This is a genomic window from Pseudoalteromonas luteoviolacea NCIMB 1942 (assembly GCF_001625595.1).
Lineage (GTDB): Bacteria > Pseudomonadota > Gammaproteobacteria > Enterobacterales > Alteromonadaceae > Pseudoalteromonas > Pseudoalteromonas luteoviolacea_A.
The window spans coordinates 1-26,337 of record NZ_AUXT01000030.1 but is presented as its reverse complement, the minus strand read 5'-3'; the positions used below and the strand labels follow the sequence as shown (position 1 = coordinate 26,337).

21 protein-coding genes are annotated in these 26,337 nt (G+C 41.4%); 15 read left to right on the top strand and 6 right to left on the bottom strand.

What is annotated here, in order from left to right; genetic code table 11:
• Position 1: 1 nt before the first annotated feature.
• Positions 2-1,570, bottom strand: coding sequence for a polysaccharide deacetylase family protein (locus tag N482_RS03190; protein ID WP_063375712.1), 1,569 nt, complete (start codon positions 1,568-1,570; stop codon positions 2-4).
• Between the two features lie 375 nt (positions 1,571-1,945).
• On the opposite strand from N482_RS03190, the gene N482_RS03185 reads away from it, so the two are divergent.
• From N482_RS03185 to N482_RS03175, 3 genes are all read left to right on the top strand, one after another.
• On the top strand, positions 1,946-3,820 hold the full coding sequence (locus N482_RS03185; protein WP_063375711.1) for a DUF885 domain-containing protein: 1,875 nt from the start codon (positions 1,946-1,948) through the stop codon (positions 3,818-3,820).
• A 151-nt stretch (positions 3,821-3,971) separates the two neighbouring features.
• A complete protein-coding gene (locus N482_RS03180) occupies positions 3,972-4,763 on the top strand; it encodes a serine hydrolase domain-containing protein (protein WP_063375710.1) in 792 nt (263 codons plus the stop codon).
• Positions 4,764-4,777: 14 nt separating this feature from the next.
• Positions 4,778-5,152, top strand: coding sequence for a hypothetical protein (locus tag N482_RS03175; protein ID WP_063375709.1), 375 nt, complete (start codon positions 4,778-4,780; stop codon positions 5,150-5,152).
• A gap of 38 nt (positions 5,153-5,190) precedes the next feature.
• On the opposite strand, the gene N482_RS03170 is transcribed toward N482_RS03175, so the two are convergent.
• Complete coding sequence (locus N482_RS03170; RefSeq protein WP_063375708.1) at positions 5,191-6,783, bottom strand: ABC-F family ATPase; 1,593 nt, start codon at positions 6,781-6,783, stop codon at positions 5,191-5,193.
• A gap of 287 nt (positions 6,784-7,070) precedes the next feature.
• Here N482_RS03170 and N482_RS03165 point away from each other — a divergent pair, with 287 nt between their 5' ends.
• From N482_RS03165 to N482_RS03155, 3 genes are all read left to right on the top strand, one after another.
• Complete coding sequence (locus N482_RS03165; protein ID WP_063375707.1) at positions 7,071-9,074, top strand: methyl-accepting chemotaxis protein; 2,004 nt, start codon at positions 7,071-7,073, stop codon at positions 9,072-9,074.
• Between the two features lie 9 nt (positions 9,075-9,083).
• A complete protein-coding gene (locus tag N482_RS03160; protein WP_063375706.1) occupies positions 9,084-9,443 on the top strand; it encodes a hypothetical protein in 360 nt (119 codons plus the stop codon).
• A 1,111-nt stretch (positions 9,444-10,554) separates the two neighbouring features.
• Positions 10,555-11,319, top strand: coding sequence for a class II glutamine amidotransferase (locus N482_RS03155; protein WP_063375705.1), 765 nt, complete (start codon positions 10,555-10,557; stop codon positions 11,317-11,319).
• 38 nt (positions 11,320-11,357) lie between these two features.
• On the opposite strand, the gene N482_RS03150 is transcribed toward N482_RS03155, so the two are convergent.
• Genes N482_RS03150 through purM form a run of 3 tightly spaced genes read right to left on the bottom strand, consistent with a single transcriptional unit; the run spans position 11,358 to position 13,769 of the window.
• Positions 11,358-12,125 (bottom strand): DUF3108 domain-containing protein, encoded by a 768-nt coding sequence (locus N482_RS03150; RefSeq protein WP_231100777.1) that lies wholly within the window; start codon positions 12,123-12,125, stop codon positions 11,358-11,360.
• Entirely contained in the window at positions 12,073-12,717 is a 645-nt protein-coding gene (purN, locus tag N482_RS03145) for a phosphoribosylglycinamide formyltransferase (protein WP_063375703.1), read from the bottom strand. The genes N482_RS03150 and purN overlap by 53 nt, the downstream gene beginning before the upstream one ends.
• The gene (purM, locus tag N482_RS03140) at positions 12,717-13,769 is read right to left on the bottom strand and encodes a phosphoribosylformylglycinamidine cyclo-ligase (protein ID WP_063375702.1); all 1,053 of its coding nucleotides are present in this window, start codon (positions 13,767-13,769) and stop codon (positions 12,717-12,719) included. Before purM ends, purN begins: the two co-directional genes overlap by 1 nt.
• A gap of 361 nt (positions 13,770-14,130) precedes the next feature.
• Here purM and N482_RS03135 point away from each other — a divergent pair, with 361 nt between their 5' ends.
• From N482_RS03135 to N482_RS03125, 3 genes are all read left to right on the top strand, one after another.
• Positions 14,131-14,370: a YdcH family protein gene (locus N482_RS03135; RefSeq protein WP_063375701.1), complete on the top strand. Its 240-nt coding sequence runs from the start codon at positions 14,131-14,133 to the stop codon at positions 14,368-14,370.
• 96 nt (positions 14,371-14,466) lie between these two features.
• Positions 14,467-16,071 carry a putative bifunctional diguanylate cyclase/phosphodiesterase gene (locus N482_RS03130; protein WP_081227701.1) on the top strand — a complete coding sequence of 535 codons (1,605 nt, stop codon included), beginning with the start codon at positions 14,467-14,469 and terminating at the stop codon, positions 16,069-16,071.
• Between the two features lie 342 nt (positions 16,072-16,413).
• On the top strand, positions 16,414-17,007 hold the full coding sequence (locus N482_RS03125) for an MlaC/ttg2D family ABC transporter substrate-binding protein (protein ID WP_419555003.1): 594 nt from the start codon (positions 16,414-16,416) through the stop codon (positions 17,005-17,007).
• 17 nt (positions 17,008-17,024) lie between these two features.
• On the opposite strand, the gene N482_RS03120 is transcribed toward N482_RS03125, so the two are convergent.
• Positions 17,025-17,834: a DUF2989 domain-containing protein gene (locus N482_RS03120; protein ID WP_231100776.1), complete on the bottom strand. Its 810-nt coding sequence runs from the start codon at positions 17,832-17,834 to the stop codon at positions 17,025-17,027.
• Positions 17,835-18,154: 320 nt separating this feature from the next.
• On the opposite strand from N482_RS03120, the gene N482_RS03115 reads away from it, so the two are divergent.
• The 6 genes from N482_RS03115 (at position 18,155) to N482_RS03090 (ending at position 26,043) form a co-directional block, all read left to right on the top strand.
• Positions 18,155-19,597 carry a glyceraldehyde-3-phosphate dehydrogenase gene (locus N482_RS03115; RefSeq protein WP_063374900.1) on the top strand — a complete coding sequence of 481 codons (1,443 nt, stop codon included), beginning with the start codon at positions 18,155-18,157 and terminating at the stop codon, positions 19,595-19,597.
• Between the two features lie 180 nt (positions 19,598-19,777).
• Positions 19,778-20,905: a M14 family metallopeptidase gene (locus N482_RS03110; protein ID WP_063375699.1), complete on the top strand. Its 1,128-nt coding sequence runs from the start codon at positions 19,778-19,780 to the stop codon at positions 20,903-20,905.
• 68 nt (positions 20,906-20,973) lie between these two features.
• A complete protein-coding gene (locus N482_RS03105; protein ID WP_063375698.1) occupies positions 20,974-22,686 on the top strand; it encodes an alanine/glycine:cation symporter family protein in 1,713 nt (570 codons plus the stop codon).
• Positions 22,687-22,758: 72 nt separating this feature from the next.
• Positions 22,759-23,085, top strand: coding sequence for a hypothetical protein (locus N482_RS03100; protein ID WP_063375697.1), 327 nt, complete (start codon positions 22,759-22,761; stop codon positions 23,083-23,085).
• Between the two features lie 2 nt (positions 23,086-23,087).
• On the top strand, positions 23,088-23,369 hold the full coding sequence (locus tag N482_RS03095; protein ID WP_063358365.1) for a YeaC family protein: 282 nt from the start codon (positions 23,088-23,090) through the stop codon (positions 23,367-23,369).
• Positions 23,359-26,043, top strand: coding sequence for a DUF349 domain-containing protein (locus N482_RS03090; RefSeq protein WP_063375696.1), 2,685 nt, complete (start codon positions 23,359-23,361; stop codon positions 26,041-26,043). Before N482_RS03095 ends, N482_RS03090 begins: the two co-directional genes overlap by 11 nt.
• Positions 26,044-26,337: the final 294 nt, after the last annotated feature.

The window sequence follows — 26,337 nt, the reverse complement described above, 5'->3', positions numbered from 1 at the left end:
ATTATTTACTTTCAAACTCAACGGTCAGTGTTTGGTTTGAGGTGAGATCCTTAAAGGTATATTCTGTAAGCGCCCCTATGTTGACACCATTGAGCGTTACACTTTTTACTCGAGCATTTGCGGCAGCTTCAAAGAAGAAAGTTTGTCCTTTGCTAGGGCTGACTAATACATCGCCAAATGTGTCACCTGTGGGGGTCACTGAGCCTAAGTGTGTGACTTTAGTCGCTTGTTCTTTGGTAATTAACTTCCAAGGGTCATAGTCAATCGCGAGTGTTCCAGGTGCAGTGTCTGCATACCATTTGGCTTCAAAGTATTGACCATCATGATAAACCTGATCGCCTTTGTGGTAGACATTGCCCTGATTGAAGATGGGGCTGGCGCCAACACTCTGCACCGTCACTACTTTGCCATCTGTTAGTGGTTTTGGGTTTCGCATCCACTCAACAATATCTTTAAAGGGGACGATACGTACCACTGATTGCCCGTTTACTTTCAAGCTTAATGCGTATTGGATAAACTCCTCGATTGCTTGCTGGCGCTCAATGTAAGTAGTAGCTCTACCCCCTTTGTCATATTCGGAAGCATAAATGTTAGCGTGCGCACCATATAGAAGAGGCGAGCGGTTACCCTCTAACCTCAAGTGTAAGTTGTGTTTCAAAATCGCAAGTACTTCATCTTTGCTCATTGCGCTTCCAACCCACATGTTGGTGTCAAATGCAACCATCTTTCCGCCAAATGGTTTTTCAAAGACGTTAGAGGGCAGTTGCCACAGACCAGGGAAGTTACCTACATCGGGCTTACCAACGCGTTTGGTTGGTGTTCCATTGTTCATAGTATAAGGCCAAGGGTTATTGGTACCATTGTATTGATTTCCCCAGCCTTCTTCTATACTGGTGTCATACACGAAATTGCCTTTTACCAAAGCTGAGAAAAGGGCGTTATTATGATTGAGGTAGGGTGTTCTAAAACCAATAATCTCGCCTACAGGTATGCCCGGGCCTGCGGCGTCGTTTGCGCCTGAATTTAATTCATTAGGGTCAAAGGGCTTGCTTAACCAAGTTTGTGTAATATTGAGCTCTTCTGTCCACTCTTGTTCAGAAAAGTTATTTGTATCAGGGCCGCCATCTCGGTGGCTCCATGTATGGTTGCCAATTTCATGGCCGTCTAACCATGCTTCTCGCCACGCATGTTTAATGCGGACAGGATCGTTTGCAATTGACTCAATGTACGACGGTGTGTTGTAGAAACTGAATCTGACTGGCGCGCCATCAAATGTTGCCGCATTATTGGCGGTATTCGCGTTTTCTAGTTGCCTAGTAAAATTGATAATCCAGTCCATCCCTTCTTTTGAGCCGTTATCATCAAAACCAATTGATATAAATAGCGGTACTTGCACGGGCCGCAATTGCGCTGGAGGCATTTGGCTCCAAGGCTGGTTATCAGAGTAATCGTAGCCAGTGGATTGCTTGGCACTCGCCCCTTGTACATTTACATCTTGTGCAAGTGCAGATCCAGCAGCTGAAATACAAGTCATTATCCCGAGAGCAATTGAAGTGAGCTTAAACTTCATCATAATTTCCTTAGTTGTGGCCCTAATTGCAAGTCAAACAAAATTTACAAATGGGCGATGCGTTTTTAAGAAGCCGTTTTCTGGGATAATTGTACCTAAAATTACACTTATTAAACTTTGATTGAGCGCATAGGAATTTTTGTTTTTGTGTTTTAAAATTTTATAAGTATAAATTACAGTTGTTTGGGTGGTTATTGTGATGTATCTAGATATGTAATTAAGGATTATGGAATTATAATTGTTGCTTATTTTATAACATGGGTTTGTCGGTGATTAGTTGCTGTACAATACTTGTCTCATATAGCTGTATATTGTCTACAAATATGATATTTCTGAAGCCGAAATATTGTTAAAAATACTCTGGGAGCAGCTCACATGAATAAGCTAAACGCACTCGCTTTAGCGGTAATGATCGGTCTAACAGGATGTGCACAAGAAACCACATCTAGTAACATAAGTAGTAGCAATGAGATGCCATCGCAGCAAACACTCAGTCGTCAAAATGTTGAGAAGGTGGTTGAGCAATATACACGCGAGTTTATTACTCATCAGCCTGCGATGGCAACGTCACTCAAGCTAGACAGTGCAGATTACGGGGTGTACGCAAACAGATTACCAGATTATTCTGTGGCCGGTATGCAGGCTTTGCAAATTGATATGGAGCGAGCTGCCGAGCAACTCAAGCAGCTTCAATCAGCCAAGTTGACAGACAAAGATCTATTGCATGTGCAAGTAAACGAGGTCATAGCGCGCTATTATGCCGGCGATAAGGTCTTCGCCGCTGGTTATGTAGACACATGGGGTGGCCATTTACCTTATATTGTGAACCAAATCTCTGGACCTCTTATGGATGTACCAGGTTTACTGCAAAACCAACATGGCGTTGAAAGTGAAGCAGACGCAAAGGCTTACATCGAGCGCCTAGCTGCGTTTGCCAACATGGTCGAGCAAGTAAAAGAAAAAGTCCTTGCGGATGCCAAACGTGGCGTCATTCTTCCAAAGCCACTGTTTCCAAATACGCTTGCATATTTAAATGGCTATACCCAGCCAGGTGTAAGCGAGCATGTATTGGTAATATCCTTCAAGGAAAAGTTAAATAGTCTTGATGGTTTAAGTGAACAAGCTAAAAATAACTATGTAAAAGCAGCTTCAGATGTGATGGTTAAGCAGGTTTATCCTGCATTCAAACGCATCGCTAATGAAATGAAAGCACTAGAGAAGCAAGCCTCAGATAAGGTGGGTATTTGGGCGCAACCAAATGGTGAAGCATTTTATCAACATGCCATCACTTATTTGGCTGACTCGGACATGACCGCTGAGCAAATTCATGAGATTGGCCGAGCTGAGGTCGAACGTATATCTAACAGAATGGATGAGATCTTACGTTCTAACGGCTATACCAAAGGGTCAGTCAGCGAACGTATGCAGCAGCTTAATGAAGAACCCCGTTTTTTGTTTGCAGATAGTGACGAAGGGCGTCAAGAGTTATTGGAGTTTTTAAGACTCGAAATCAAAGTTATCAATGAGAAAGCACCACAATATTTCTCAACGTTGCCGCCGCAAAAGGTAGAAGTTAAACGCATTCCTGTTGAAGTTGAAGCGGGCGCGCCTGGTGGGTATTACTATGGCCCATCCTTGGACGGCAGTCGTCCCGGAGTTTTCGCAATTAACTTAAAAGACATGAAAGCGGTCCCTAGCTTTGGTTTGAAAACGCTTACTTACCATGAGGCAGTTCCTGGACACCACTTCCAAATAGCACTTAACATGCTGCAAACGGATATTGGACTGATGCGTCAAAATGCCTCTTTTAATGGCTATATTGAGGGCTGGGCGCTTTATTCAGAATTACTCGCATATGAAATGGGCATGTACGAAAATGACCCATTTGGAGACTTGGGTCGCTTACAAGCTGAAGCCTATAGAGCCGCCCGTCTAGTTGTAGATACTGGACTACATTATAAAAAATGGAGCCGTGACGAGGCCATCGCTTACTTTGCTGAGGCAACGGGATCTGCGATGAGTGATGTTGTTCCTGCTATTGACCGATACATTGCTTGGCCTGGTCAGGCACTAGGTTATAAACTTGGTATGCTAAAGTTTGAAGAACTTAGAAAAGAGGCGCAACAAGCATTGGGGGACAAGTTTGATGTGACTTCTTTCCATGATGAGATTCTATTAAAAGGTGCTCGCCCACTGGCTTTGGTTGAAAAAGACATCACACGTTGGGTTGAGAAGCGCAAGTCGATGTAAGGATGCTTATTTTTAAAAAGGGCCAGTGGCCCTTTTTTATGCGCAAAATTAATATTGATACACATTGGTACGTTCAGCAACTAGCTGATACGCATTCATTTTTTATGAACCATATACTTGATTCAAATGAAAAAACGATATGGATACCAATATGAGTCAACTAAGATACAAAACCTTGATTGCATTTATTATGTTTGGACTGAGTGCTTGTGGCAGCAATACCAATCAAAGTACGCAACCTCAACCACAGCAAGAAACAAAGCCATCACAGCAGCAAGGTGTAAAACAGTTAGATTACCAAACGCTGATAAATGGCCTGATTTCAAATGAAGTACATGGCATCATTTTACATGTCTCTGCGCCCAGCGGTACATTTACCTCAAGCGCTGGCCTTGCCAACTTAACGACACAAGAAGTTTTGCAGCCAAGCGCGGTTTACCATTTAGCAAGTGGTGGAAAAGTCTTTACCGCATTATTGGCTGTTCAACTACATGAAGAAGGGCTCCTCGACTTGGATCTGACAATAGATAATTGGTTGTCAAATGAATTAGCTAGCCAAATTCAGTATTCAGATCAAATCACGCTCAGACAGTTACTTAATCACAGTAGCGGAATTTATAACTACTCCGATCCTCTCCGTGAAGACGCTTATGTTGAGTTTGTAATGGCAAATTATAAAAGCGGTATTTCTAACGAGGACTTACTACAGTTTGCATATGGGCAATCAGGCTACTTTAAACCTGGGAAGGGGGTAAAATACTCAAACAGTAACTACGTGCTCATAGGTATGATAATGGATAGTGTATTAGGTCATCCTAATGCATTGGCGATGCGTGATAAAATTATAGATAGGTTAGCGCTCAGTGATACCTTTTCGGTAGGCATTGAAATCAAGGTGCACAGCTTACGCCCGGCTATGAAAAACAAGAGGGTAGATTTATAAATACAGGCCCTATTTTGACCCAAGTGACTGCCGCTTCGACGCCTGTGGCCTCATCAGTAACAGATGTTGCTACATTAATGAGAGGTATTTTTAAAGATGAGACTTGGCTGTCGCAAGCGGAGCGAGAGGCGCTGTTAGGAGATGCTAGTCGAGTGAAGGTGTCAGCTAATTTGGATTATGTATTAGGACTTTGGAAAGAAGAGTTCAATGGTTATACGGTGTACCATCACAACGGTGGAAATCACGGATACATATCAAACAATATATATGTACCTGAATTAGATGTGAGTATCGTGTACTTTCTTAATTGTGGGCTAAGTGAACCATGTATAAACGCGTTTAACACTGTTGAGCAGGCAGTAAAGCTGCATGTTATCGCAACTCAATAACGAGAATATGAGCGCGGCGGTTAGCCGCGCCACATAGATTAATCCTCTATACCTCTGAATTTTAAGAATTCAGAATACGTGCCTTTAAAATCAGTAATTTTATTGTCTTTGATTTCTAATATACGGGTTGCAAGAGAGTCTACGAAAACACGGTCGTGAGAAACGAAAAACAGCGTTCCCTTGTATTGTTCAAGCGCAGTGTTCAATGATTCAATTGATTCCATATCCATATGGTTAGTTGGCTCATCCATTAGAAGAATGTTTGGTTTATGCATCATCAACTTACCAAGCAGCATACGACCTTGCTCACCACCAGAAAGTACTTTTACAGATTTTTTGATACTGTCTTGTGAAAACAACATACGACCTAAAAAGCTGCGTAGCACTTGTTCGTCATCGCCTTCTTGACGCCACTGTCCCATCCACTCCATTAGGTCTATATCTTTTTCAAAGTCTTCAGCGTGGTCTTGAGCGTAGTAACCTATATTACAGTTTTCAGACCACTTAAATGTACCATCACGCTGCTGCAACTGGCCTGCTAAGGTATTGAGGAGAGTTGTTTTACCAACACCGTTTTCACCGATAATCGCTATTCGCTCACCGACTTCAAAAATTCCACTGAATTGATTGAATAAATCTTCTTCAAACCCTTGCGACAAGTTTTCAATTTCTAATGCATTTCTAAATAGCTCTTTAGATTGCTCAAATCGAATAAATGGGTTTTGACGACTTGAGGCTTTAACTTCATCAAGTTGGATTTTGTCGATTTGTTTAGCACGCGATGTTGCTTGCTTTGCTTTTGACGCATTAGCAGAGAAACGAGCCACGAAGGTTTGCAATTCAGCAATTTGGGCTTTTTTCTTAGCATTGTCAGCAAGTAAACGCTCCCTAACCTGTGAAGCTGCGGTCATGTATTCATCGTAGTTGCCAGGGTAAACGCGCAACTCGCCATAATCCAAGTCAGCCATATGAGTACACACACTGTTTAAAAAGTGACGGTCGTGCGAAATGATGATCATAGTGCAGTTTCGTTCGTTCAATGTGTGCTCCAACCAGCGGATAGTATCAATATCCAAGTTGTTGGTTGGTTCGTCAAGCAGCATGATATGCGGGTCAGCAAACAATACTTGTGCCAAAAGTACACGCAGTTTCCAGCCCGGTGCGACTTCACTCATTAAACCAAAGTGTTGCTCAATAGGAATACCAACCGCAAGTAATAGTTCACCGGCTTTAGATTCTGCCATGTAGCCATCCATTTCGGCGAACTTAACTTCTAAGTCAGCGACGATCATACCTTCTTCTTCACTCATTTCAGGTAAAGAGTAAATTCTGTCGCGCTCTTGTTTGACTTCCCAAAGCTCTTTGTAGCCCATGATAACGGTATCGATAACCGTATATTCTTCATAAGCAAATTGATCCTGATTTAGTTTTGCCACACGCTCTTGTGGGTCGTAGCTAACGTTTCCGCCAGTGGGCTCCAATTCACCACTTAGGATCTTCATAAATGTTGATTTACCACAGCCATTCGCACCAATAAGGCCGTAGCGAATACCTTCGCCAAACTTGACTGAGATGTTTTCAAAAAGTGGCTTTGAGCCAAACTGCTGCGTGATATTCGCTGTAGAAATCAAAATTTAACACCTTAAATAATTTAAAACGGCGCAACGTTACCCGCTGTTGGCGGTAACTGCAAGTATTGAATGTCAGAAATATACGATTAGTGATTATATTACAGTTTAAACTGCACAATTATGTAAACAAGGTCTTATTTGTGCGGAAGTTTATTGTTGTTACCTTGCAAAAATTCAATCTTGTGTAATTTGAATGATGTACATTCATATTAAGCACTTTTTATTCGCAAAGCGGAAGATAGTTGACTATATATTGATGTATGAAGTGTTAACAAGATAGACATCAGATGCAATTAACCGTCTCAGCTCGAGTAATGAGTGGGTTTACGGCAGTTGTAGTTTTGGCTTGTATTATATACGCAGTAGCTTTGACAGGGAACATAACTATCGGAGGCTCCGTTCAAAAAGTTTCCAAACAAAGTGTGCCCACTTTGATTGCTGGCAATAACATGCTGCAATCTGTATTGCTTTCCCAACTCTCTTTAATACAACTTGAAAAAGCGACAACACTTAGCCAAGTGCAATCAATAGAAGCTGGTTACAATGAACAGAAAAATATTAACCAGAATGCGATTCGGCAGCTGCAAGAGCTGACACGACCCGTTGCAGACATCAACCTTACTTTTAAGCAATCAAATGAATTGAATTCGTCATTCTTTCTTGCTGCTGACAAGGCGTTTTCTGACGTTGTTAGAGTCGTCAACCTCTCTCAAAAAACGGCTGAGCTTGCCAGTGAATTTGGTGATATGGGTGATGAAACTCTAAGTTATGCCTATGACCTTGATGGACTTTCTGACGATGAAGCCGTCGCTGATACAGTAAACAGTTTTGTTGAAAATGTAGAAAACCTAGTTGACGAAGTAAATTCTGGACTAAGTTCGAATATTAAGTTTGAAGTGTTGAACGTGCAGTCGGTCGCTAAAGACACGCTGGATGAAATAGATCGACAGTTTGCGACAATTAGTGTCGCCTCGGGAATAGTAGGGACAGAGCAGAGTTCTGTAATGGCGGATAATTTTGCGCGATTTAAAGACGCTCTGATTGGAGATGAAAGCGCATTGACAGCGCGAGTAAGTACCCTATCTGAAAAACAAAAAGTAGGTACTGAAATACAAAGCGCCAAAGATGCTGCTAACAAGTTGCAAATGCAACTGGATGAGTTAAACAAGCGCATAATAGAAATGACTGACGAAGCCCAGCAAGAAGCAAAAGAAGTATTAGAAGAAAGCCAAACAGTCACTACGTCACTTACCGCGGTGATGATTATACTGTCCATTATTATCGCTTTTTATGTTGTCAACAGTATTCGTAAGCCTTTGCACACTATCATTGATCTGATCAATCGGGCTGCCAAAGGCGACTTAACCGTGCAGTTTGAGCAATTTCAAAAGGATGAGTTCGGTCAACTGGCCGACAACATGCAAAAGCTAATTTCAAGCCTTGCCTCAATACTCCGTGAAGTGACAAGCAACACGCAGGTGCTGGCGTCAACCGCTGAGCAGACCAACAGTATTTCAGAACAGAGCTGCAATAGCGCTTCGCAACAGAGTGAGCAAATGAGCGCGATGAGTAGCTCAATCTCTGAAATGAAAGAAACAGTTAGATCTGTTACTGACAGCATTCATAAAACCTTAGAGCATGTGCAACAGGCAAGTTCAGAAGCAAGATGTGGAGAGCTGCGTTTGCAGACGAACGTTGGTGAAATCAAAGAGCTTGAAGTTTCTATTGAAAAATCAGCAAATGCCATTTCATTGCTCAGCAGCGAACTAGATAATATTAACTCAGTGCTTGCGGTCATTAGAAGCATTGCCGAGCAGACTAATCTACTTGCTTTAAACGCGGCAATAGAGGCAGCTCGAGCTGGTGAGCAGGGTAGAGGGTTTGCAGTTGTCGCTGATGAAGTTAGAACATTGGCAAGTCGAGCGCAAAATGCGACAGAAGAGATCGAAAAAGCAATTAGTGGGTTACAAGAAGGGGCACGAGAAGCCGTAACCACCATGTCCACATCACAAAAAGAAACTCAGACGTGCGTGCAAGGCATAGAGTCAGTTAAAGATACTTTGGTGTCAATCGTAGGCAGTGTGGAAACGATAAAAGACATGAGTCAGCAAATCGCTGCGGCTTCTGAAGAACAAAGCCTTGCGGCTATGAGTCAGTATGAAAATGTTCAGCATATGCATGAAATAACAGACTTAACGTCAAATCATGCAAAAGAAAATCAACAGGCCAGTCGACAGCTCGCTGAAATGGCAGAGACGCTTAGAGCCATGATGAGCCAGTTTAAAACTTAGGAGAATGCAATGAAACTACTGTTAGCAATTGGAGCGGTGTCCCTTGTGCTTAGTGCCATGCCTACTGAGGTAAAAGCGGGCACATGCGAGATCAAATATCTGAGAACGGCTTGTCCAGGTAAAGAGAAAATCAGTTATAAAAAGTGTAAAGGTAAGCAGCGCTGCTCTAAGTTCAAAGAAGCAGCAACTGCTGCTGAATGTCGTGAAATGGCTGTGAAATCTTGTCGAAACAAGCGTTTAACGATCACACAGTCCAAAGTGATAACGGCACTTTTTGATGGCCAACAAATCAAAGCGAGTAACGGCAGCGAGGATTTTTGTACCGTGTATGCAAAGGCGTCTGAAGAATTTAATAAGTGCAGCGGGTAGTAATAACCGAAGCTTGAGTTAGGTACAGCCGTTTAGGCATAGACACCTTTTACTTTTGAAAACGATTTACAGCCTACTTGAATCAGGTTGTTCGATATTATAAATCGCTTCTTCATTTTTCAGATCTCAATGTAACCGCTACTGACCTTTATTATAAAGGCTGGTAGCGCTTACTTTAAATAAATATTGTATCCAGTGTTGGTGGGGTCATAGATGAAATTGTTTTTAAGAAAAAGAAATGATCTACGAAAATTAAATTGAATAAAAAGAAACTTATTAGCTTGCCCGAAGACACAAACGTTTTACCTCAGCAGTTAACACCACAAATTGCCGGAGGCTACCTTTTTGTGCAAATTTGTGGCCCCACAATATCTTGCGGTAGATGTTATGCCAATACGGACAAGGCACCGGAAGGTCAACCTTTGCAGGTGACAGCTCGCTAAATGCATATATCTCTGAGTTTGAGGTGATCTGCTGCAACAAATTTATCAGGGTATATGATCAAATATTGGTTAGTCGATTGTTCATAGCTTTGATTCTGTTATTGTTGCGTTACGGTAATGTGTAAAAGGCCAGTCATAGAAAAATGTTTCTAATCAATAGCTGGGAATCTTCAGTATCACGCGACATACCCTCGACAATGGCACGGTATTTAATTATATGAACTGATAGTTTATATATTGCTAGAAGTAGGGCAAAAAGTTGTGGCTTAGAATCCATCAATGTTAGCCTTGCTTGTGTTCTGAAAAAACTAAAATTTTGCTGCTTCTCTTCTAGACTACAAAGTCTTTTCTCGATTTGTAATGACCATGGAAATTTAAGTCGGTATGAGCAATCGTATCGCCATGTATAGTATTTGATAATACAGTTTAATTAGGCTTTTTTGGTTTATGCGGGCCCTACTTAGAATTGATGACTAACACTAAAGTGACTCGAGGCTAGTATTTTGCTCTGAACACTGAGTTGGAGCCATTAGTAAGTTAATGGTAAAATCTAAAAAAAAGCCATCGCTCACATAGTAAAAATCAAAACAGCGACCCAATGTGTGATTGCTGAATTTTTTAGATAAAATGATGGTTTAATCTATTGATTTTTAAGGAATATAATTTATATGTGTGAACTGCTAGGCATGTCTGCAAATGTGCCAACAGATATTTGTTTTAGTTTTTCTGGCTTACTCGAGCGTGGGGGTAACACAGGTCCTCATAAAGATGGTTGGGGTATTACCTTTTATGAAGGTAAAGGGTGCCGTACATTTAAAGATCCAGAGCCTAGCTATCGTTCAGAAATAGCAAAGTTAGTTAAGGCTTACCCTATAAAAAGTGTATCTGTGATAAGTCATATAAGGCAGGGCAACCGCGGACGAACATGTTTAGAAAATACCCATCCGTTTACGCGAGAACTGTGGGGTAGGGAAATATCTTATGCACATAACGGTCAGTTATCTAACTATAAAGACCTTAAATCTGAATACTACAAACCTGTTGGCAATACAGACAGCGAACTGGCATTTTGTTGGTTGTTAGATAAAATTCGCGAAAAATATCCTAAAAAACCTTCAAACATGGCAAGTGTGTTTCGTTATGCCGCAAAAGTGGCCAATCAGTTAAGGGAAAAAGGCGTGTTCAACATGCTACTGACGGACGGGGTTTTTGTGTTGGCGTACTGTAGTAATAATCTGCACTGGATCACGCGCCGAGCTCCATTTGGTAAAGCAACGCTCATTGATGCTGATATGGTGGTTGATTTCCAAAAAGAGACGACACCTAATGACATAGTAACCGTCATAGCAACACGTCCGCTGACCAATGATGAGCAGTGGAATAAGATGGAACCGGGTGAATTTGTGCTATTTAAACTTGGAGAAAAAGTTTAAATAGCAGGTGCAGCACCTGCTATTTTATGCATCAGACGCTATTGCGTCTGTTTGGGGCTTTGCGCTGTCATTTGTATTTGGAATTGTTCAACGCCATCTTTACCTTTTAGCATTTGCACTAACATATAGTCATATTGTGGTGCAAACCAAGCCAAAGCGTGGCGTTTGTTATTGTCGTAAAGCCGCTTCACTTTGATTGTTTCAACATTACCAATAGGCAGGGTGATAGTTTCTTTACCAACTACTTTAAAGTTGTATAATCTGGCGTTGCCATTTTTATCGATAATAGGGTAACTAAACTGTGTTTTACCTGCCTTAAGTTCATGCCTTAACTGATTTTGATAAGACAGGACATCTTGGCGAGATTCGTCCCATTCAACTTTTAGAGGGTACTCATGCTCTTTTGAAAAGAGTTGCTTATTTTCTCTATCAAATTTAATCCTGAAACTTTTATCAGGACGTGTGCCTTCACGGTTTAAACTGTAATGAAGCGGTTTCGTTTCACCATTTTCATATGTAAACAGGCTTTGCTCTGTACGCTTCTCTGTAAAGATCATCCACTTGACGTCAGTTTCATAGCTTAAAGCATATGTGTTATCGGCAACTTGTGTGAATGCTCTGGTTGCTGTGCCGTGAATTTTTCCTTTTCTTAATACATTGTATTCGGCTGAGTATTCTGTGAGTGTCGAGGCTTGAAGGGAAGTAGATAAAACAGCGCTTAAGCCTATTAGCAAAGCGCTGCGAACATATTTTTTAGGTGTTGTCGACGCCTTGCGCTGGAAGGGGGTGTTTATCAAAAACTGCATAGTCTGCTTCCATTGTTAGTCTGTGTTCACTGAACCACTTGACCACCAAAGGGTATATGACATGTTCTTGTTTATGTACCCGCTGTGCTAAATCGTCCGCCGTATCGTTGGGCAAAATAGGAACTTTTGCCTGAACTACAACCGGACCTCCGTCTAACTCTTCTGTGACGAAGTGAACACTAGCGCCATGATACTCATCGTTTGCGTCAATTGCTCTTTGATGGGTGTTCAGCCCTTGATACTTAGGCAACAAAGAAGGATGAATGTTCAACATTTTTCCTTTAAATTTTTGCACTAAGCTAGGAGTTAGAATACGCATAAATCCAGCTAATACAACTAAATCTGGATTACAAGAGTCAATTATTTTGGCAAGTTCTTCATCATAGGCTTCACGACTATCAAACTCTTTATGACTTAGAACTTGAGTTGGGATGTTAGCTCGTTCTGCACGTGTTAGTCCGAACGCATCCGCTTTGTTACTGATCACAGAGACGATATCACCATCGATATCGCCGCTTTGACAGTGGTCAATTATGGCTTGCAAGTTTGAACCACTACCCGAGATCAAAACAACGATCCGAGTGGGTGCCATTACTGGGCACCACCATGAATTTCAACTTGTTCTTCACCTTCACCGGCATCTTGGATTTCACCGATGTGCCAAGCGTTCTCGCCTTGAGCCGTTAGAATTTCTAAACTTTGCTCAAGCTTTTCTGCTGGAACAACGAGTATCATGCCAACACCGCAGTTAAATGTGCGATACATTTCATGCGTGCTGATATTACCATTTTCTTGAAGCCAGTTGAAAATTGCAGGCCACTCCCAGCTATCACCTTTAACAACTGCTTTTGCAGATTCAGGTAGTACGCGAGGTATGTTTTCCCAGAAACCACCACCCGTGATGTGCGATAGGGCGTGTACATCTACTTCTTTAAGAAGCTCAAGGATTGGCTTAACATAAATGCGAGTAGGCTCAAGTAAGTGTTCGCCTAGGGGTTTACCCGCATATTCTTCATTTGTATCCGCACCTGAAACTTCAAGTACTTTACGAATTAAAGAGTAGCCATTTGAATGAGGGCCGCTTGAAGCAAGGGCAATAAGCTGATTACCCGCTTTAACTTTTGTACCATCGATGATTTTTGACTTTTCAACGACACCGGTACAGAAACCAGCCATATCGTAGTCATCACCTTCGTACATACCTGGCATTTCAGCAGTTTCACCGCCGATTAGGGCACAGCCAGACAGTTCACAACCAGCACCGATACCGCTTACTACGTCAGCAGCTGTATCTACATCTAGTTTACCAGTTGCATAGTAATCTAAGAAAAACAGTGGCTCAGCACCTTGAACAATCAAGTCATTAACACACATAGCAACTAGGTCGATACCAACCGTGTCGTGCTTTTTTAAGTCAATGGCTAAACGAAGCTTAGTACCAACACCATCGGTACCAGCAACGAGTACAGGTTCTTTGTAACCTGTCGGTAGTTCGCATAGTGCACCAAAACCACCAATACCACCCATCACTTCTGGACGGCGTGTTTTTTTCACTACGCCTTTAATGCGCTCAACCAATGCGTTACCAGCATCGATATCAACGCCTGCGTCTTTATAGCTCAGAGACTGTTTTTGTTCGCTCACAGGTTTTCCTCAAAATAACAGTATAGATTTGCTTAGAAACGCGCGTATTTTACAACAATTGCGCGAACGCGGCTAGTTGAAATGCGTGGTCAGAGTTTAATGTTTTACAAAGTTTATAATGCGAAGCCAGTAATTCTCAAAAATGGCAGGTGTAAGATCAAAAGGGGAGGTTTTAGCTTGCGTTAGATCAAAGTGTTACGTCTAGTAAGGCTTACTATCAGGTTGAGGGTGAGAATTAAATAAAGTCAGATTTAAAAGCGTATTAATTGAATGTTTAGGGTTCGGGTTTACGTAATTGGGGCGATGCTCTGACGAACACCCTGACGAAAACTGAGCTCCCTAGGCGCAGCAGGAAATATATATGACAATAGGACACGACCATCTTGTAAAAGAATTACCTGAGTTTGAGTCTAAAATCTGCGAACTTAAAGAGTGTGATCCCGCTTTTGCTAAGCTACTCAATGACTATAATAAGTTGGAAAGTCAAATAGCAAGTATACGTGGTGGCTTACACCCGCAGCTTGACAGTTTACTCGTCGAGTGGAAAAAGCGCAGTTTAACACTCAAAGACCGAATGTACATCGTATTGAAAAATACTTGATTTGGCGTCGACTGCTGGCTGAGTAGGAGCAATGAGAGCGCATATCTGGAATATATAAACTATACTAATAGCAGTCTTTCCCCTTGGGTCTTGTTTTTGGAAACATTAAGCCTTTGTTTGATCCTCGTTGGGCTCGCTTTCTTAGTGGTGTCGTTTTGTCCCGCTTTGGAAATATGCCGCATTGCTCCATCACCCGGTTGGCGGGTGTTGTTTGCGTTAATCTGCTTTTTTGTAGCGGGCTACGCGGGTTTTGCAATTTACGTATATGAGAGCGTGGATGCCTCCAATATAACGTTTGGATTGTCTACAATTCTTGCATTAGGTGGCCTATTCGTTATCGTTGTGGTCAACTTAAGCAAGGCAAGTTTAACCAAACTGCAAAAATCCGTAGATCTAGAAAAATACAATTCCCAGCATGACCATTTAACTAAGTTAAGAAACCGTCCTCAATGCTTTGCTTGTATTGAAAAACGGCAGCATGCAAATCAGCAGTTTTCTGTCGTGCTCTACGACTTATATAATTTGAAGCAAATCAATGATGCAATGGGGCACTTTTTTGGTGATAAGTTACTAATTCAGTTTGCCCAAGCCATCTCCAATAGCTTATTGCCAGGAAGTGAGCTGTTTCGTATTGGCGGAGACGAATTTGTGGTAGTGAGTGAAGCACGTAACGAATCGGCATTGTTTGCCCAGAATAACGCAATATTGAGCTCTCTCCATAATGGACTTGTTGTCGAGGAGGTTGCAGTTGATGTTATATACAGTTCAGGTGCAATAATAAATGTGCCTGAAGAAAGAACGTCTGCGTCTGAGTTACTTAAACGGGCTGATATTGCTATGTACGCTGCAAAGAGGAATAAGCAGAGTCTAGAGCTTTTTGACAAAGCTTTGCATCAGGGGGTGGTATCTGAATTTCACATGCTCAATGATTTCAAAAGTGCATTGGCTAGGGGGGATTTAACGGTTTTCTATCAACCTATCGTGGAAACTTCTACTAGCAAAGTGCACGGTGTTGAAGCGTTAGTGAGGTGGCCATCAGATGATGGTGCTTTTATTTTACCTGATAGATTCATACCTATTGCAGAAAAGAACAATATGATTAAGTACTTAAGTGCATATGTTATCAATACCGTGTTTAGCGATTTGAGTGTGCTTTTGAAACTAAACGCTAACCTCTCAGTACATATTAATTTGTCTTGCCAAGATTTAGTCGGAAATAACCTTATTAATGTACTAAACAGTCAAGTCGAAAGTAAAAAAGTCGACCCTAGCAGAATCATCTTTGAACTCACAGAAAGTATGGTTATGACAGATGTTGAGCAAACTAAGCAATTAATTGAACGATTAATTGATATGGGGTTTGCTGTTAGTATCGATGATTTTGGTACAGGGTTTTCTTCATTTTCCATATTGAAAGAGCTGCCTATTTCCCAAATAAAAATAGACAAATCATTTGTTACAAAATGTTTGGAGCAAGACAAGGGCAGAGCAATTATTGAAACCACGCTTTTTTTGGCTAAAAAACTGGGTTGTTCTGTCGTTGCAGAGGGAGTAGAAAATGATGAAACAACTAAATACCTTGCTAAGCAAGGTTGTACATATATCCAAGGATTCAATATTAGTGAGCCACTGTCTTTAGGTGAAGTAAAAGGCTGGATAACTAGCAGTGGCTTAGTCCAAACCGCGTTAAGGAAGTATTAAGGTTAGCCCTGATATGCTCGCCAGCTTTTTTAAATTGAGTGGGCTTTGAGTGTAGTAATATTTCGATGGCATTTCCCCGTTAGCTTTTATATCGACTTGGTATTGAAAATTAACCGCAAATTCTTTCTTAATGTTAATTTGAATGAAAATTCACACTTTTCTGGTCCATTCTATCAAGCAGAATGTTTCATTCTGTAAAATCCAATACAATTTTTGACAACTTCTGCGACCATATCGCTTTAGCATATGACCCCATATCTTTATTTTAAAAGATGTAGTTGTGTACGTTGTAAAAGATCCACAATTGAGCCATGTGGGTATATTTATTTTATTTAAGAGGAATTGAAATTGAGAAAAGTCGTCAGCTTTTTATTTTTAGTGTTTTGCTCAACGATGGCGATGGCTAATGAGACGCCATATCAACTGATCACACAGGTTGGTGATGGGCTCTTTGCGGACATAAAGAAAGTGAATGCAGGAGGCAAAGCAACATCAAAGGAAATGCGTGGCATAGTGAAAGAGCGCTTAATGCCGCATATTGATACTCGATTTGTATCTAGAAAATTATTAGGTAAGCATATTAAAGGCTTAAAGCGTCAACAAGCCATAGAATTTATTGGTGCAGTAACACACTACTTAGAAGTAACTTATGCAAGTGCATTAATGCAGTATAAAGGCCAAGAAGTAGTGTTTGAAAGGACGCCAGCACCAAAAGATAGTAAGTACGCGACGGTCAAAGCGATTATTAAAGAAAGTGCAGGGCCTGACATTGACCTACATTTCAAATTCCGCAAAGGAAAGGATGGGCAATGGAAGGTTTATGACCTTGTTGCAGAGGGGATCTCGCTTCTGAGCGCGAAACAGAAAGAGATTGTATCGCGTATTTCACAGGTAGGATTGGTTCAGGTCACGACAGAGCTCAACAACAAAAGTTAGTCGTTTGCACAGCCGATTTAACCTCTAGGAGATAGAAACTTACCTGTTTCTATTTCCTCGCGTGTTTTTAACGCGAGTTGTTCCAAAACATTAATATTCCTGCCTCTTGCCGTGAGTTCGTGTTTTATATCAATTAAGTCTACTGCTTCAAAGCCAGATAATTGCGCTATTCTGGCGAAAGTATAGGCATGCTTATACTTTTTTTGTTTGTAAAAAATGCTGACCAGTGCCTTGTAGACTTCAATATCAGGTGTTTCACCGGCTTGGTTGAGTTCAAGTACTCGATAGAGCAGGTCTATGGTTTTATCATCATCAAACTTTGCGTAATAAGTCGCTAAGAACATCTGGATTTCACTGTTGTCCCTGACATACGTTTCATCTTGTATTCTCAGAAGCTTATTTATTGCAAATTGGCTATTGTTCCTCGACCAATGATAATAAAGTAGCCCTGGGTGGTTAGAACCGCGAGTCTCTTGGTAGATACGGTTCATCTCTTTTAAGCTCGTAAGGTGTCCTTCAACTCGAGAGGTGGTTTTTTCTTTGAGTTTTATGTGCTCGATCTTAGCTGCTAAAGAAATACATGTATTGTACGTTTCAAATTTCTTTAGTAACTCATATTTATTGTCATCAATAGGATCTTTGTATTCGATATAGCGACTGAGGATGACCGCGGCGCGTTCTTCTTTACAATGGCTGTCCTTATTTAGGTCACTACAAAAACCTGGTGTTTCATCACATACTTTAGCCAGTGTCAAAGGCTCCTCACATCCGGTCATTAACGTTAGCAATGAAGCACTGACAATAGAAAACATCCATCTATTAGCCATTGTTTATCCTAAATAATATTTACACGCGCACAACATACCATTTTTGCATCTTTCGAAACAGCCCCATAGATAAGTATGTTCTCTAAGTTTAATCCAGAAAGGAAACTTTGTACGACTATTTTATGAATTGAGAAGTTTAGAACTTGAACAATTACTCAATACGCTGACTATGTACTGTGAATAAATGATAGTGTGACTTATACCTTTTTTGGAAACTTGAGGAAATGTCAGGTAAAAGTGGAGAATAATTGCAGATTAAATTAGAATGGCGATGCCCAACAGGGCTATCCGTTCAAAAAATTGTTTATTAGGCAGAAAAAATGACCTTATCTCACGAGCAAGAATATCAAAATAGCTGGCAAGAGCGCCAAGATTACGCAGAAAATATGCAGCCTATCATTGGCCGTTTATACCGTAACCTAGGTGTTGAAATCGCTGTTTATGGCCGTCCACTTGTAAACACTAGTACAATTGACGTAATCAAAGCACATAAAACAGTTGCACGTTTTGAAGAGACTAAATTGCGTCTTCGTGAAAGCTTCCCATTCCTAGAAGCTATCAGCAAAATGGAGCTTGCACCTGGTCGCATCGATTTAGGTAAGCTAGCTTATGCATATATCTACAAAAATGCAGGCGAAGGCCGTTCAATCGAAGAATATTTGAACAGTGAACTTGCTGACTTATTAAATAAAGGTACACGTCCAGAACCTCGTGACGTTGTACTGTACGGTTTCGGCCGTATTGGACGTTTATTAGCGCGCCTGCTTATTGAGCGTGGCGGCTCTCACGCTGATTTACGTCTTCGTGCAATCGTTGTTCGCGGTGGCCGTGACGGTGACTTAGAAAAGCGTGCAAGTTTATTGCGTCGTGATTCAATTCATGGTCCTTTCGATGGTTCAATTACAGTTGACCATGAAAAGAGCGCAATCAAAGCAAATGGTAACTACATTCAAGTAATTTACGCGAATTCACCTGAAGAAGTAGATTACACTAAATACGGCATCGAAAATGCACTTGTAGTTGATAACACTGGTGTTTGGAAAGATGAAGATGGTTTAGGTAAACACCTTAAATCTATCGGTGCTTCTAAAGTACTTCTTACAGCACCTGCTAAAGGTGACATCAAGAACATCGTATACGGCGTAAACAACGTAGATATTCTAGGTGAAGATAAAATTGTTTCAGCAGCAAGCTGTACAACTAACGCAATTACACCAGTACTAAAAGCGCTTAACGACAAGTTTGGCATTAAGAATGGTCACGTTGAAACTGTTCATTCTTACACAAACGACCAAAACTTAATTGATAACTATCACAAAGCAGAGCGTCGTGGACGCAGTGCTGCACTTAACATGGTAATCACGTCAACTGGTGCTGCGAAAGCTGTAGCTAAAGCACTTCCTGAACTTGCAGGTAAGTTAACAGGTAACGCAATCCGTGTACCAACGCCTAACGTATCAATGGCCATCCTTAACTTGAACTTAGGTTCAGAGACGACCGCTGAAGAGTTAAATGAGTTCTTACGTGAAACGTCACTTTATTCTGATCTGCGCGACCAAATTGACTATACAGCGTCTACAGAAATCGTATCTACAGATTTAGTGGGCAGCCGTTACGCGGGGGTTGTTGACTCTCAGGCAACAATCGTAGATGGCGATCGCGTTGTACTATACGTTTGGTACGATAACGAGTTCGGTTATAGCTGTCAGGTTGTACGTGTAATGCGTGACATGGCTGAAGTAGCTTTCCCAAGTCTACCTTAATAAAGGTATGACCATTAAAAAAGCCAGCATTTGCTGGCTTTTTTAGTTTTTGATCGGCGTCATGTGTGTTAGGATTTTTACAGTTTTTAGCTACATCTAGCTAACATGAATAACAATTCGTTGTTTTGCTAAAAGTAGGCAATATTAAGGCAATAATCTTGCCAAATGATTAGGGTAAATATGAGAATCTCAAGTAATTTTGACAGCGGTAATATCAAGGTAATTTCGGCTGAGCAGCCTCACGATATACAGCTTGAAATCAACAAAGACAACAACTCTGACTTCTTTCAATGGTTTCACTTTCGACTAGAGTCAACGCCTTTTGTCGAGCACAAATTACATATCAATAAGTTAGCTGAATCTGCTTACCCAGAAGGGTGGGATGATTATCAGGCTGTAGCCTCATATGACAGACAAACGTGGTTCAGAGTTCCAACCACGTGCAAAGATGGCCAGTTAGTCATTGAATTCGAACCAGAGTATAGCCATACATTCTTTGCTTACTTTGCACCGTATAGCTACGAGCGTCACTTGGATTTATTGTACAGAGCACAAAGCCACGACGCATGTCAGATTGAGACGCTAGGTGAAACTATCGATGGCAGAGACATTAGTCTGTTGGTGGTTGGTGAGCCAAATGAAACGAAAAAGAAAATTTGGATTACTGCGCGCCAGCACCCAGGTGAAACAATGGCTGAATGGTTTGTTGAAGGACTATTAGAAAAGCTACTTGACGATGAAGACCCTCATGCAGCCGCATTGTTGTCAAAAGCGGTGTTCTACATTGTACCCAATATGAATCCGGATGGTAGTGTGAGAGGGCACCTACGAACGAATGCCAATGGTGTAAACCTAAACCGTGAATGGCAAACGCCGAGTATCGAAAATTCGCCTGAGGTTTATTACGTGCTAGAAAAAATGCGTGCAGTAGACTTGGATATGTACTTAGATATTCATGGTGATGAGGCGCTGCCTTATAACTTTGTTGCAGGTAGTGAAGGTATCCCAAGCTATGATGCGCGTTTAGCAAGTCTTGAAAACCAGTTCAAAGATGCGCTTCTGACTATCACGCCTGATTTCCAAGACGTTTATGGATACCCTAAAGATGAACCAGGTCAAGCTAATTTGACAGTAGCTTCTTGTGCTGTAGGTGAAGAGTTTAAAGCATTGGCTTACACGATTGAAATGCCGTTTAAAGATAATGCTGACTTACCAGATCCACACTATGGCTGGTCTGATAGACGTTCATACCAATTTGGACAAGATACATTAGCTGCAATTGTGAAAGTTGTAGATAATCTAAGGTAATCAACAGTAAGGCAGCCTATTGGGTTGCCTTTTTTATTTATATAACAACAACTAGAAGAGGAAGTGCCGTGGACGTATTAGGAAGTTTTCTTGATAGCCTAGATGCCATGCTTGGAGGCTCGTGGTGGTTTCCATATGTATTATTGGGGGTGGGTTTCTTTTTTACGGTGTACTTAAAGTTCCCGCAAATTCGTTATTTTAAACATGCTTGTCGCGTTGTGACGGGTAAGTACGATAAGAATACACACGAAGGTGATACAACGCATTTCCAAGCGCTGTCTACGGCATTATCTGGCACGGTTGGTACAGGTAATATTGGTGGGGTTGCGCTGGCAATTTCAATCGGTGGCCCAGCTGCGTTATTTTGGATGTGGATGACGGCATTCTTTGGTATGACAACCAAATTTGTGGAAGTAACACTGTCTCATAAATACCGTGTTAAAACAGCCGATGGCACTATGGCGGGCGGTCCTATGTATTATATGGACAGACGCTTAAACATGAAGTGGCTAGCGGTTCTTTTTGCTGTTGCAACTGTGATCAGCTCATTCGGTACAGGTAGCTTGCCTCAGATCAATAATATTGCACAAGGTATGGAAGCGACGTTTGGCTTCGAAAGAATGGCCACAGGTGCTGTTTTATCAATTTTACTTGCACTAGTTATTCTGGGTGGCATTAAACGCATCGCTGCAATTACGTCTAAAGTTGTGCCTGTGATGGCTGCTGTTTATATATTTGGTGCTTTTGCGGTTATTTTCTATAACATTGAAAATATCGTACCTTCGTTCGTATCAGTATTCACGAATGCATTTTCTGGCTCTGCTGCCGCTGGTGGTTTCTTAGGGGCTTCTTTTGCCTACGCCTTTAATCGTGGTGTAAACCGAGGTCTATTTTCTAACGAAGCAGGTCAAGGTTCTGCACCGATTGCGCATGCGTCGGCAAAGGCAGATGAACCAGTGTCAGAGGGGATGGTATCTATATTAGAACCGTTCATTGACACCATTATTATTTGTACGTTGACTGGTCTTGTTATTTTGTCATCGGGTGTTTGGACTGAGAAGTTTGATACAGAGTTTGAGCGTTCTGGCATGACCTTTATTAAAGGTAACTATGACGAAGCAAATGAAGCCGATAGAGAGCAGTTATACAAGTATTTGAATGGTTATTCTGATCATCAAGTTGAAGAGTATAGCGGTGCGATTCAGGTTGTTCAGGGTATCGCGGTTAATAAAGACTTTACAGTACTGCATTCTCGCTCGATTGGTGAAGATATCCGTTTCGGTATTTCGGATGAACATCAATATACTGGTACGGTTCAAGTTGAAAGTGGTACACCAGTAGATCCTAGCATCACCGTGCATGGAAAGTCTTTGGTGCATTCGGCTGAGTTGACGACCAAAGCATTTACACGCGGCTTCTTCGGTGACAGTGGAAAATACATTGTCTCTATTGGTTTATTGTTATTTGCATTTTCTACTGCAATCGCGTGGTCTTACTATGGAGACCGTGCAATGACTTACTTGTTGGGGCCACGTTCGGTTATGCCATATCGTGTATTTTATGTCGCAGGCTTCTTTTGGGCGTCTTTCGCAGATACGACATTGATATGGAAGTTAGCAGCTGTAGGTATCGTTGTGATGACCTTACCCAACCTGTTTGGCATTATGGTTTTGAGAAAAGAAATGAAAGAAACTGTTGATGATTATTGGGAAAAGTTTGAAAAAGAAAAAGGTCAAGCTTCTGGAGACGATAAAATCGATAAATCTCGCGATATGCAGTAAGACAAACTAGCTTAAACCAAGTAGAATAGGGCGCCATCTGGCGCCTTATTTTTTATTCGGAGTAACTAGAGTATGGCAATTGCCCAATGCCCCAGTTGTAATAAATCGATTTCTTCTAAGCATACAGTTTGCCCTCATTGTGATGTAGAAATTGGCAAAGTAAGCGATGACGAATTACGTCGTTTATCTGTGAGAAAACGTATAAAGAAACAGCAGAGCATTATGAACTACTCTTTTTTAGCTCTGATTTTATTCTTAGGTGGCTTTTTATATATGTACTGGCAACACCCAGTTGAGGGCAGCATAGAGATGTACGGTGCTAAATCAGCCATCGGGATAGGTATGGTTTGGTATTTAGTTAATCGTGTGATCTTAGTAATTTTGAAAAAGAAAAAGTGACGATGAATGTAGAAAATTTGGTAAGTAGTATTACCCCAGAATTATTTGAGCGCTTGCAATATGGTGCATCGACAGGTCGTTGGCCTGATGGCACTGAATTAACTGAGGCACAAAAAGAGCAGACTGTTCAACTCGTCATGTTGTATCAAGCCAAAGTGGCAAAGTCGAATGAGCAATTTACAATTAATGAAGACGGTGAAATGGTTCAGAAGTCAAAACGAGAATTGCAAAAAGAATTTAAAGCAGAAAACGAAATAGCTAGGTTCACTGAAAATGATCTTTAAACACTTATTTACACCTAAATGGAAGCACCCTAAAGCGCAAGTGCGTTTAGCGGCGGTGGATAAATTAGATATAACCAAGGATGCGGAAACACTTACTACGCTGGCACTAGAAGACGACTCGATACAAATAAGAAAAAAAGTCCTTAACAAAATTGACGACTTAGGCTTGTGGTGGAAGGTTTACAAACAAGACCAAGCGCTAAAAGAGGTTGCGGAGCAGCACATCAACCAAGCCGTGCTATCTGGCTCGAAAATGCTGAGCAATGAAATTAGAGAAGAATATATTGACCGATATGCACCAGTAAAAACTTTAGAAAAGCTGGCTTTTTCAGATATAGCCTTGGCTCAAAGAGTTAAACTGTTAAAAAGAATTGCGAATGCGAAATTAATTGAAAAAGCGTTTAAAGAAGGCGATGAGCCTTTGCAGGTGGCGCTTTTAGACTTGATTTTCCAATACGAGTTAACAAAACAGGTATTGAAAAGTGCATCAGGCGACGCTAAAGCGCAAATTGACGCGCATTTAGAAACGGCTAGGCTCGCTAAGGTTATGCCTAAGCAAGTTGCTGAGCAAGTTAAGCTGGTTTTGGCGAAGTTTAATGCGCTGCGAGAAAAGCTAGACTATCAAATAGTCGATACGCAATTTAAAGAGCTAAGCCTGCAATGGCAATCGTTGGACTTAAAGTGGCTAGATGAAGAAACACTTGCTACGCAATCAGGTAAATATGAAAAGTTAACGGAAAAGCTCACTTTACATATTGCTAAACTTAAAGCACAACATGAAGAAAAATTGGCCGAGCAAAAAGCGCAAGAAGACAAACGTCAAGCCGTTGAGTCAATCGAAGCTCAGTGCAACGAGTTCGAGTCGGTGCTCACTGATGCCGTTAAGAAATTAGATGTTGAGTCACAATCGTCTTTGCAAGATCAATTTACACAATTAGCTAAGCGTTTGGAAGAGTCTGATTACCGAGAAAGCCGCGAATTGCAGCCATTTTTCAATCAATTAAAAGAACTCGATAAGGTATTGGGTCAGCTTCCAGAAATGATTGCAGCTAGAAAAGAGTTTCAGTCGTCTTTAGAAGTTTTAGCGAAAATTGAAGCAAGCGATGATATTGCTCAATTGGACAACCTGCTTGTTGAGCAAAAGCGTGCATATCAAGTGTGCAACAATGCATTAAAACACTTGCCTTATGAATTGAAACAGCAAGCAAAAAGTGAGCTTGGAGAGGTCTCAAAATCATTCTTATCTGCGATGAAGCCATTGGTTGATAAGCAACAGCAATTGCTTAAAGAAGCACGTAAAAAAGCACGTGATGTGCAAAGGCTCATTGAGCAAGGGCGCTTTAATATTGCATTTGGTGTATTCAACGGATTTACGGAAAGTTACGAGCAACTTACTGAAGGTCACAAAGAGCAAGTCGCAAAGCAGCAAGAGTCATTACAATCTCAGTTGGCTGAAGTGAAGGACTGGCAGCGCTATGCTTCGGAACCTAAACGCACTGAGTTACTCGATCAGCTAGATGAAAAGTTAGGTGAGTCAGATATTGATCCTAAAACCCGCGCAGCAGATGTAAAAATGTTGCGTGTGCGTTGGAATGAACTCGGTCGTATAGAAAGCGAAGAAGAAAAGCAGCAAGCTAAGCTGTTTGATGAAAAAATAGAGCTGCTATTTGCACCATGTCGTACATTCTTTGCAGAACAAGAAGATGCGCGTAAAAAAGTTATTGCACACAGAGAAAAGCTCATTGTTGAAATGCAAGAACTTGCGGGTTTTTCTGTTGACGAAGAGGGCGCTTGGCGCAAGTTAGAAAGCCAGTATAACCGTGTTAATAAGCAGTGGCGAAGTGCGGGTAGCTTAGATGCTCAATCCTATCAAGCCCTAAATGGCAAGTATCGTTCAGCTTATGCAGCGATTAATGAGCGCTTAAAGTCGCACCATCAAGACAATGCTCAGCAAAAGCAATCGTTGGTTGATGAAGCGAAGGCGCAAATTGACAATGACAATGTTGCTGATGCATGTGAAGTTCTCAAAACGTTGCAAAAACAGTGGCAAGGCATTGGTTTTGCTGGCAGTAAGAGTGAACATGTGCTGTGGCAAACATTTAGAAAGCACAATGATGCTGTGTTTGCTAAGCGAGAAGAGCTGGTGGCTAAACAAAAGCGAGAGAATGCAGAGCTAGAAGCTGAGCAGAGGCAGAACCTTGCAAACTTTGATAGTGCCGTGATTGAAGCTAAAACACAGTCTGAATTGAGCCAATTGCAGGCGCAAATCAGCACACTAGAGGTACTTGGTGGTTTAAGCAAGGTCAAGAAGGCGCTACTCGAGCAGGTCAGCAAAAAGTTAAACGAGCTATTTTCTACTTTAAATAGAGAAAAGTTTACTGAACTTGTCAGTGCCGTTGAACAAGGCAATGATATTCCGGATTATTGGCAAGGTAAAAACGTACTTGGTTTGAGTGCAGACAGCCTACTCTTAAGGTTAGAGATCCTCACCAATGTCGAATCACCGGAGGGTGAACAGCAGACAAGAATGGTAGAACAAGTTGCCCTTCTAGATGAAAAGCTTCAAGGTGAGTCTCATAAGTTGGATTTTTATCTAGTATGTTACTTGGCACAGGCAAAAACGGAAGGCGCAGATTTCAGCTGTGAACGCTTACTGAAAGTGCTAAATGCATAAGAGAATGAAAAAGGCCCAAGGGGCCTTTTTTAATATGCTTTGAGCGCGCACCCCAAGTCATTTTTATCGTTGAAAGGGACCCTGTAACAGATTCTGTGTAACTGCCATTTAGTTGATATGTCTTTCGAGGCGTTCCTCGAACTCGATAATAAAACGACTCATAATTAAAGAAGACACCCCCGAATTCAAGTTCCAAGTGTAAAATTAAAGAACACCACCTCTGGATTAACAACGACCCACACCTATGGTGATTTTGAGCATATTGCGCAAGTTTCTGGCACGGGTATCACAACA

What these genes read in the sequence shown, in the direction of transcription:
- N482_RS03090 (WP_063375696.1), top strand. Translation starts at nt 23,359, where the DNA reads ATGATCTTTAAACACTTATTTACACCTAAATGGAAGCACCCTAAAGCG.
- N482_RS03155 (WP_063375705.1), top strand. Translation starts at nt 10,555, where the DNA reads ATGTGTGAACTGCTAGGCATGTCTGCAAATGTGCCAACAGATATTTGT.
- N482_RS03115 (WP_063374900.1), top strand. Translation starts at nt 18,155, where the DNA reads ATGACCTTATCTCACGAGCAAGAATATCAAAATAGCTGGCAAGAGCGC.
- N482_RS03190 (WP_063375712.1), bottom strand. Translation starts at nt 1,570, where the DNA reads ATGAAGTTTAAGCTCACTTCAATTGCTCTCGGGATAATGACTTGTATT.
- N482_RS03165 (WP_063375707.1), top strand. Translation starts at nt 7,071, where the DNA reads ATGCAATTAACCGTCTCAGCTCGAGTAATGAGTGGGTTTACGGCAGTT.
- N482_RS03135 (WP_063375701.1), top strand. Translation starts at nt 14,131, where the DNA reads ATGACAATAGGACACGACCATCTTGTAAAAGAATTACCTGAGTTTGAG.
- N482_RS03095 (WP_063358365.1), top strand. Translation starts at nt 23,088, where the DNA reads ATGAATGTAGAAAATTTGGTAAGTAGTATTACCCCAGAATTATTTGAG.
- purN (WP_063375703.1), bottom strand. Translation starts at nt 12,717, where the DNA reads ATGGCACCCACTCGGATCGTTGTTTTGATCTCGGGTAGTGGTTCAAAC.
- N482_RS03160 (WP_063375706.1), top strand. Translation starts at nt 9,084, where the DNA reads ATGAAACTACTGTTAGCAATTGGAGCGGTGTCCCTTGTGCTTAGTGCC.
- N482_RS03100 (WP_063375697.1), top strand. Translation starts at nt 22,759, where the DNA reads ATGGCAATTGCCCAATGCCCCAGTTGTAATAAATCGATTTCTTCTAAG.
- N482_RS03120 (WP_231100776.1), bottom strand. Translation starts at nt 17,834, where the DNA reads ATGGCTAATAGATGGATGTTTTCTATTGTCAGTGCTTCATTGCTAACG.
- N482_RS03180 (WP_063375710.1), top strand. Translation starts at nt 3,972, where the DNA reads ATGAGTCAACTAAGATACAAAACCTTGATTGCATTTATTATGTTTGGA.
- N482_RS03185 (WP_063375711.1), top strand. Translation starts at nt 1,946, where the DNA reads ATGAATAAGCTAAACGCACTCGCTTTAGCGGTAATGATCGGTCTAACA.
- N482_RS03110 (WP_063375699.1), top strand. Translation starts at nt 19,778, where the DNA reads ATGAGAATCTCAAGTAATTTTGACAGCGGTAATATCAAGGTAATTTCG.
- N482_RS03150 (WP_231100777.1), bottom strand. Translation starts at nt 12,125, where the DNA reads ATGCAGTTTTTGATAAACACCCCCTTCCAGCGCAAGGCGTCGACAACA.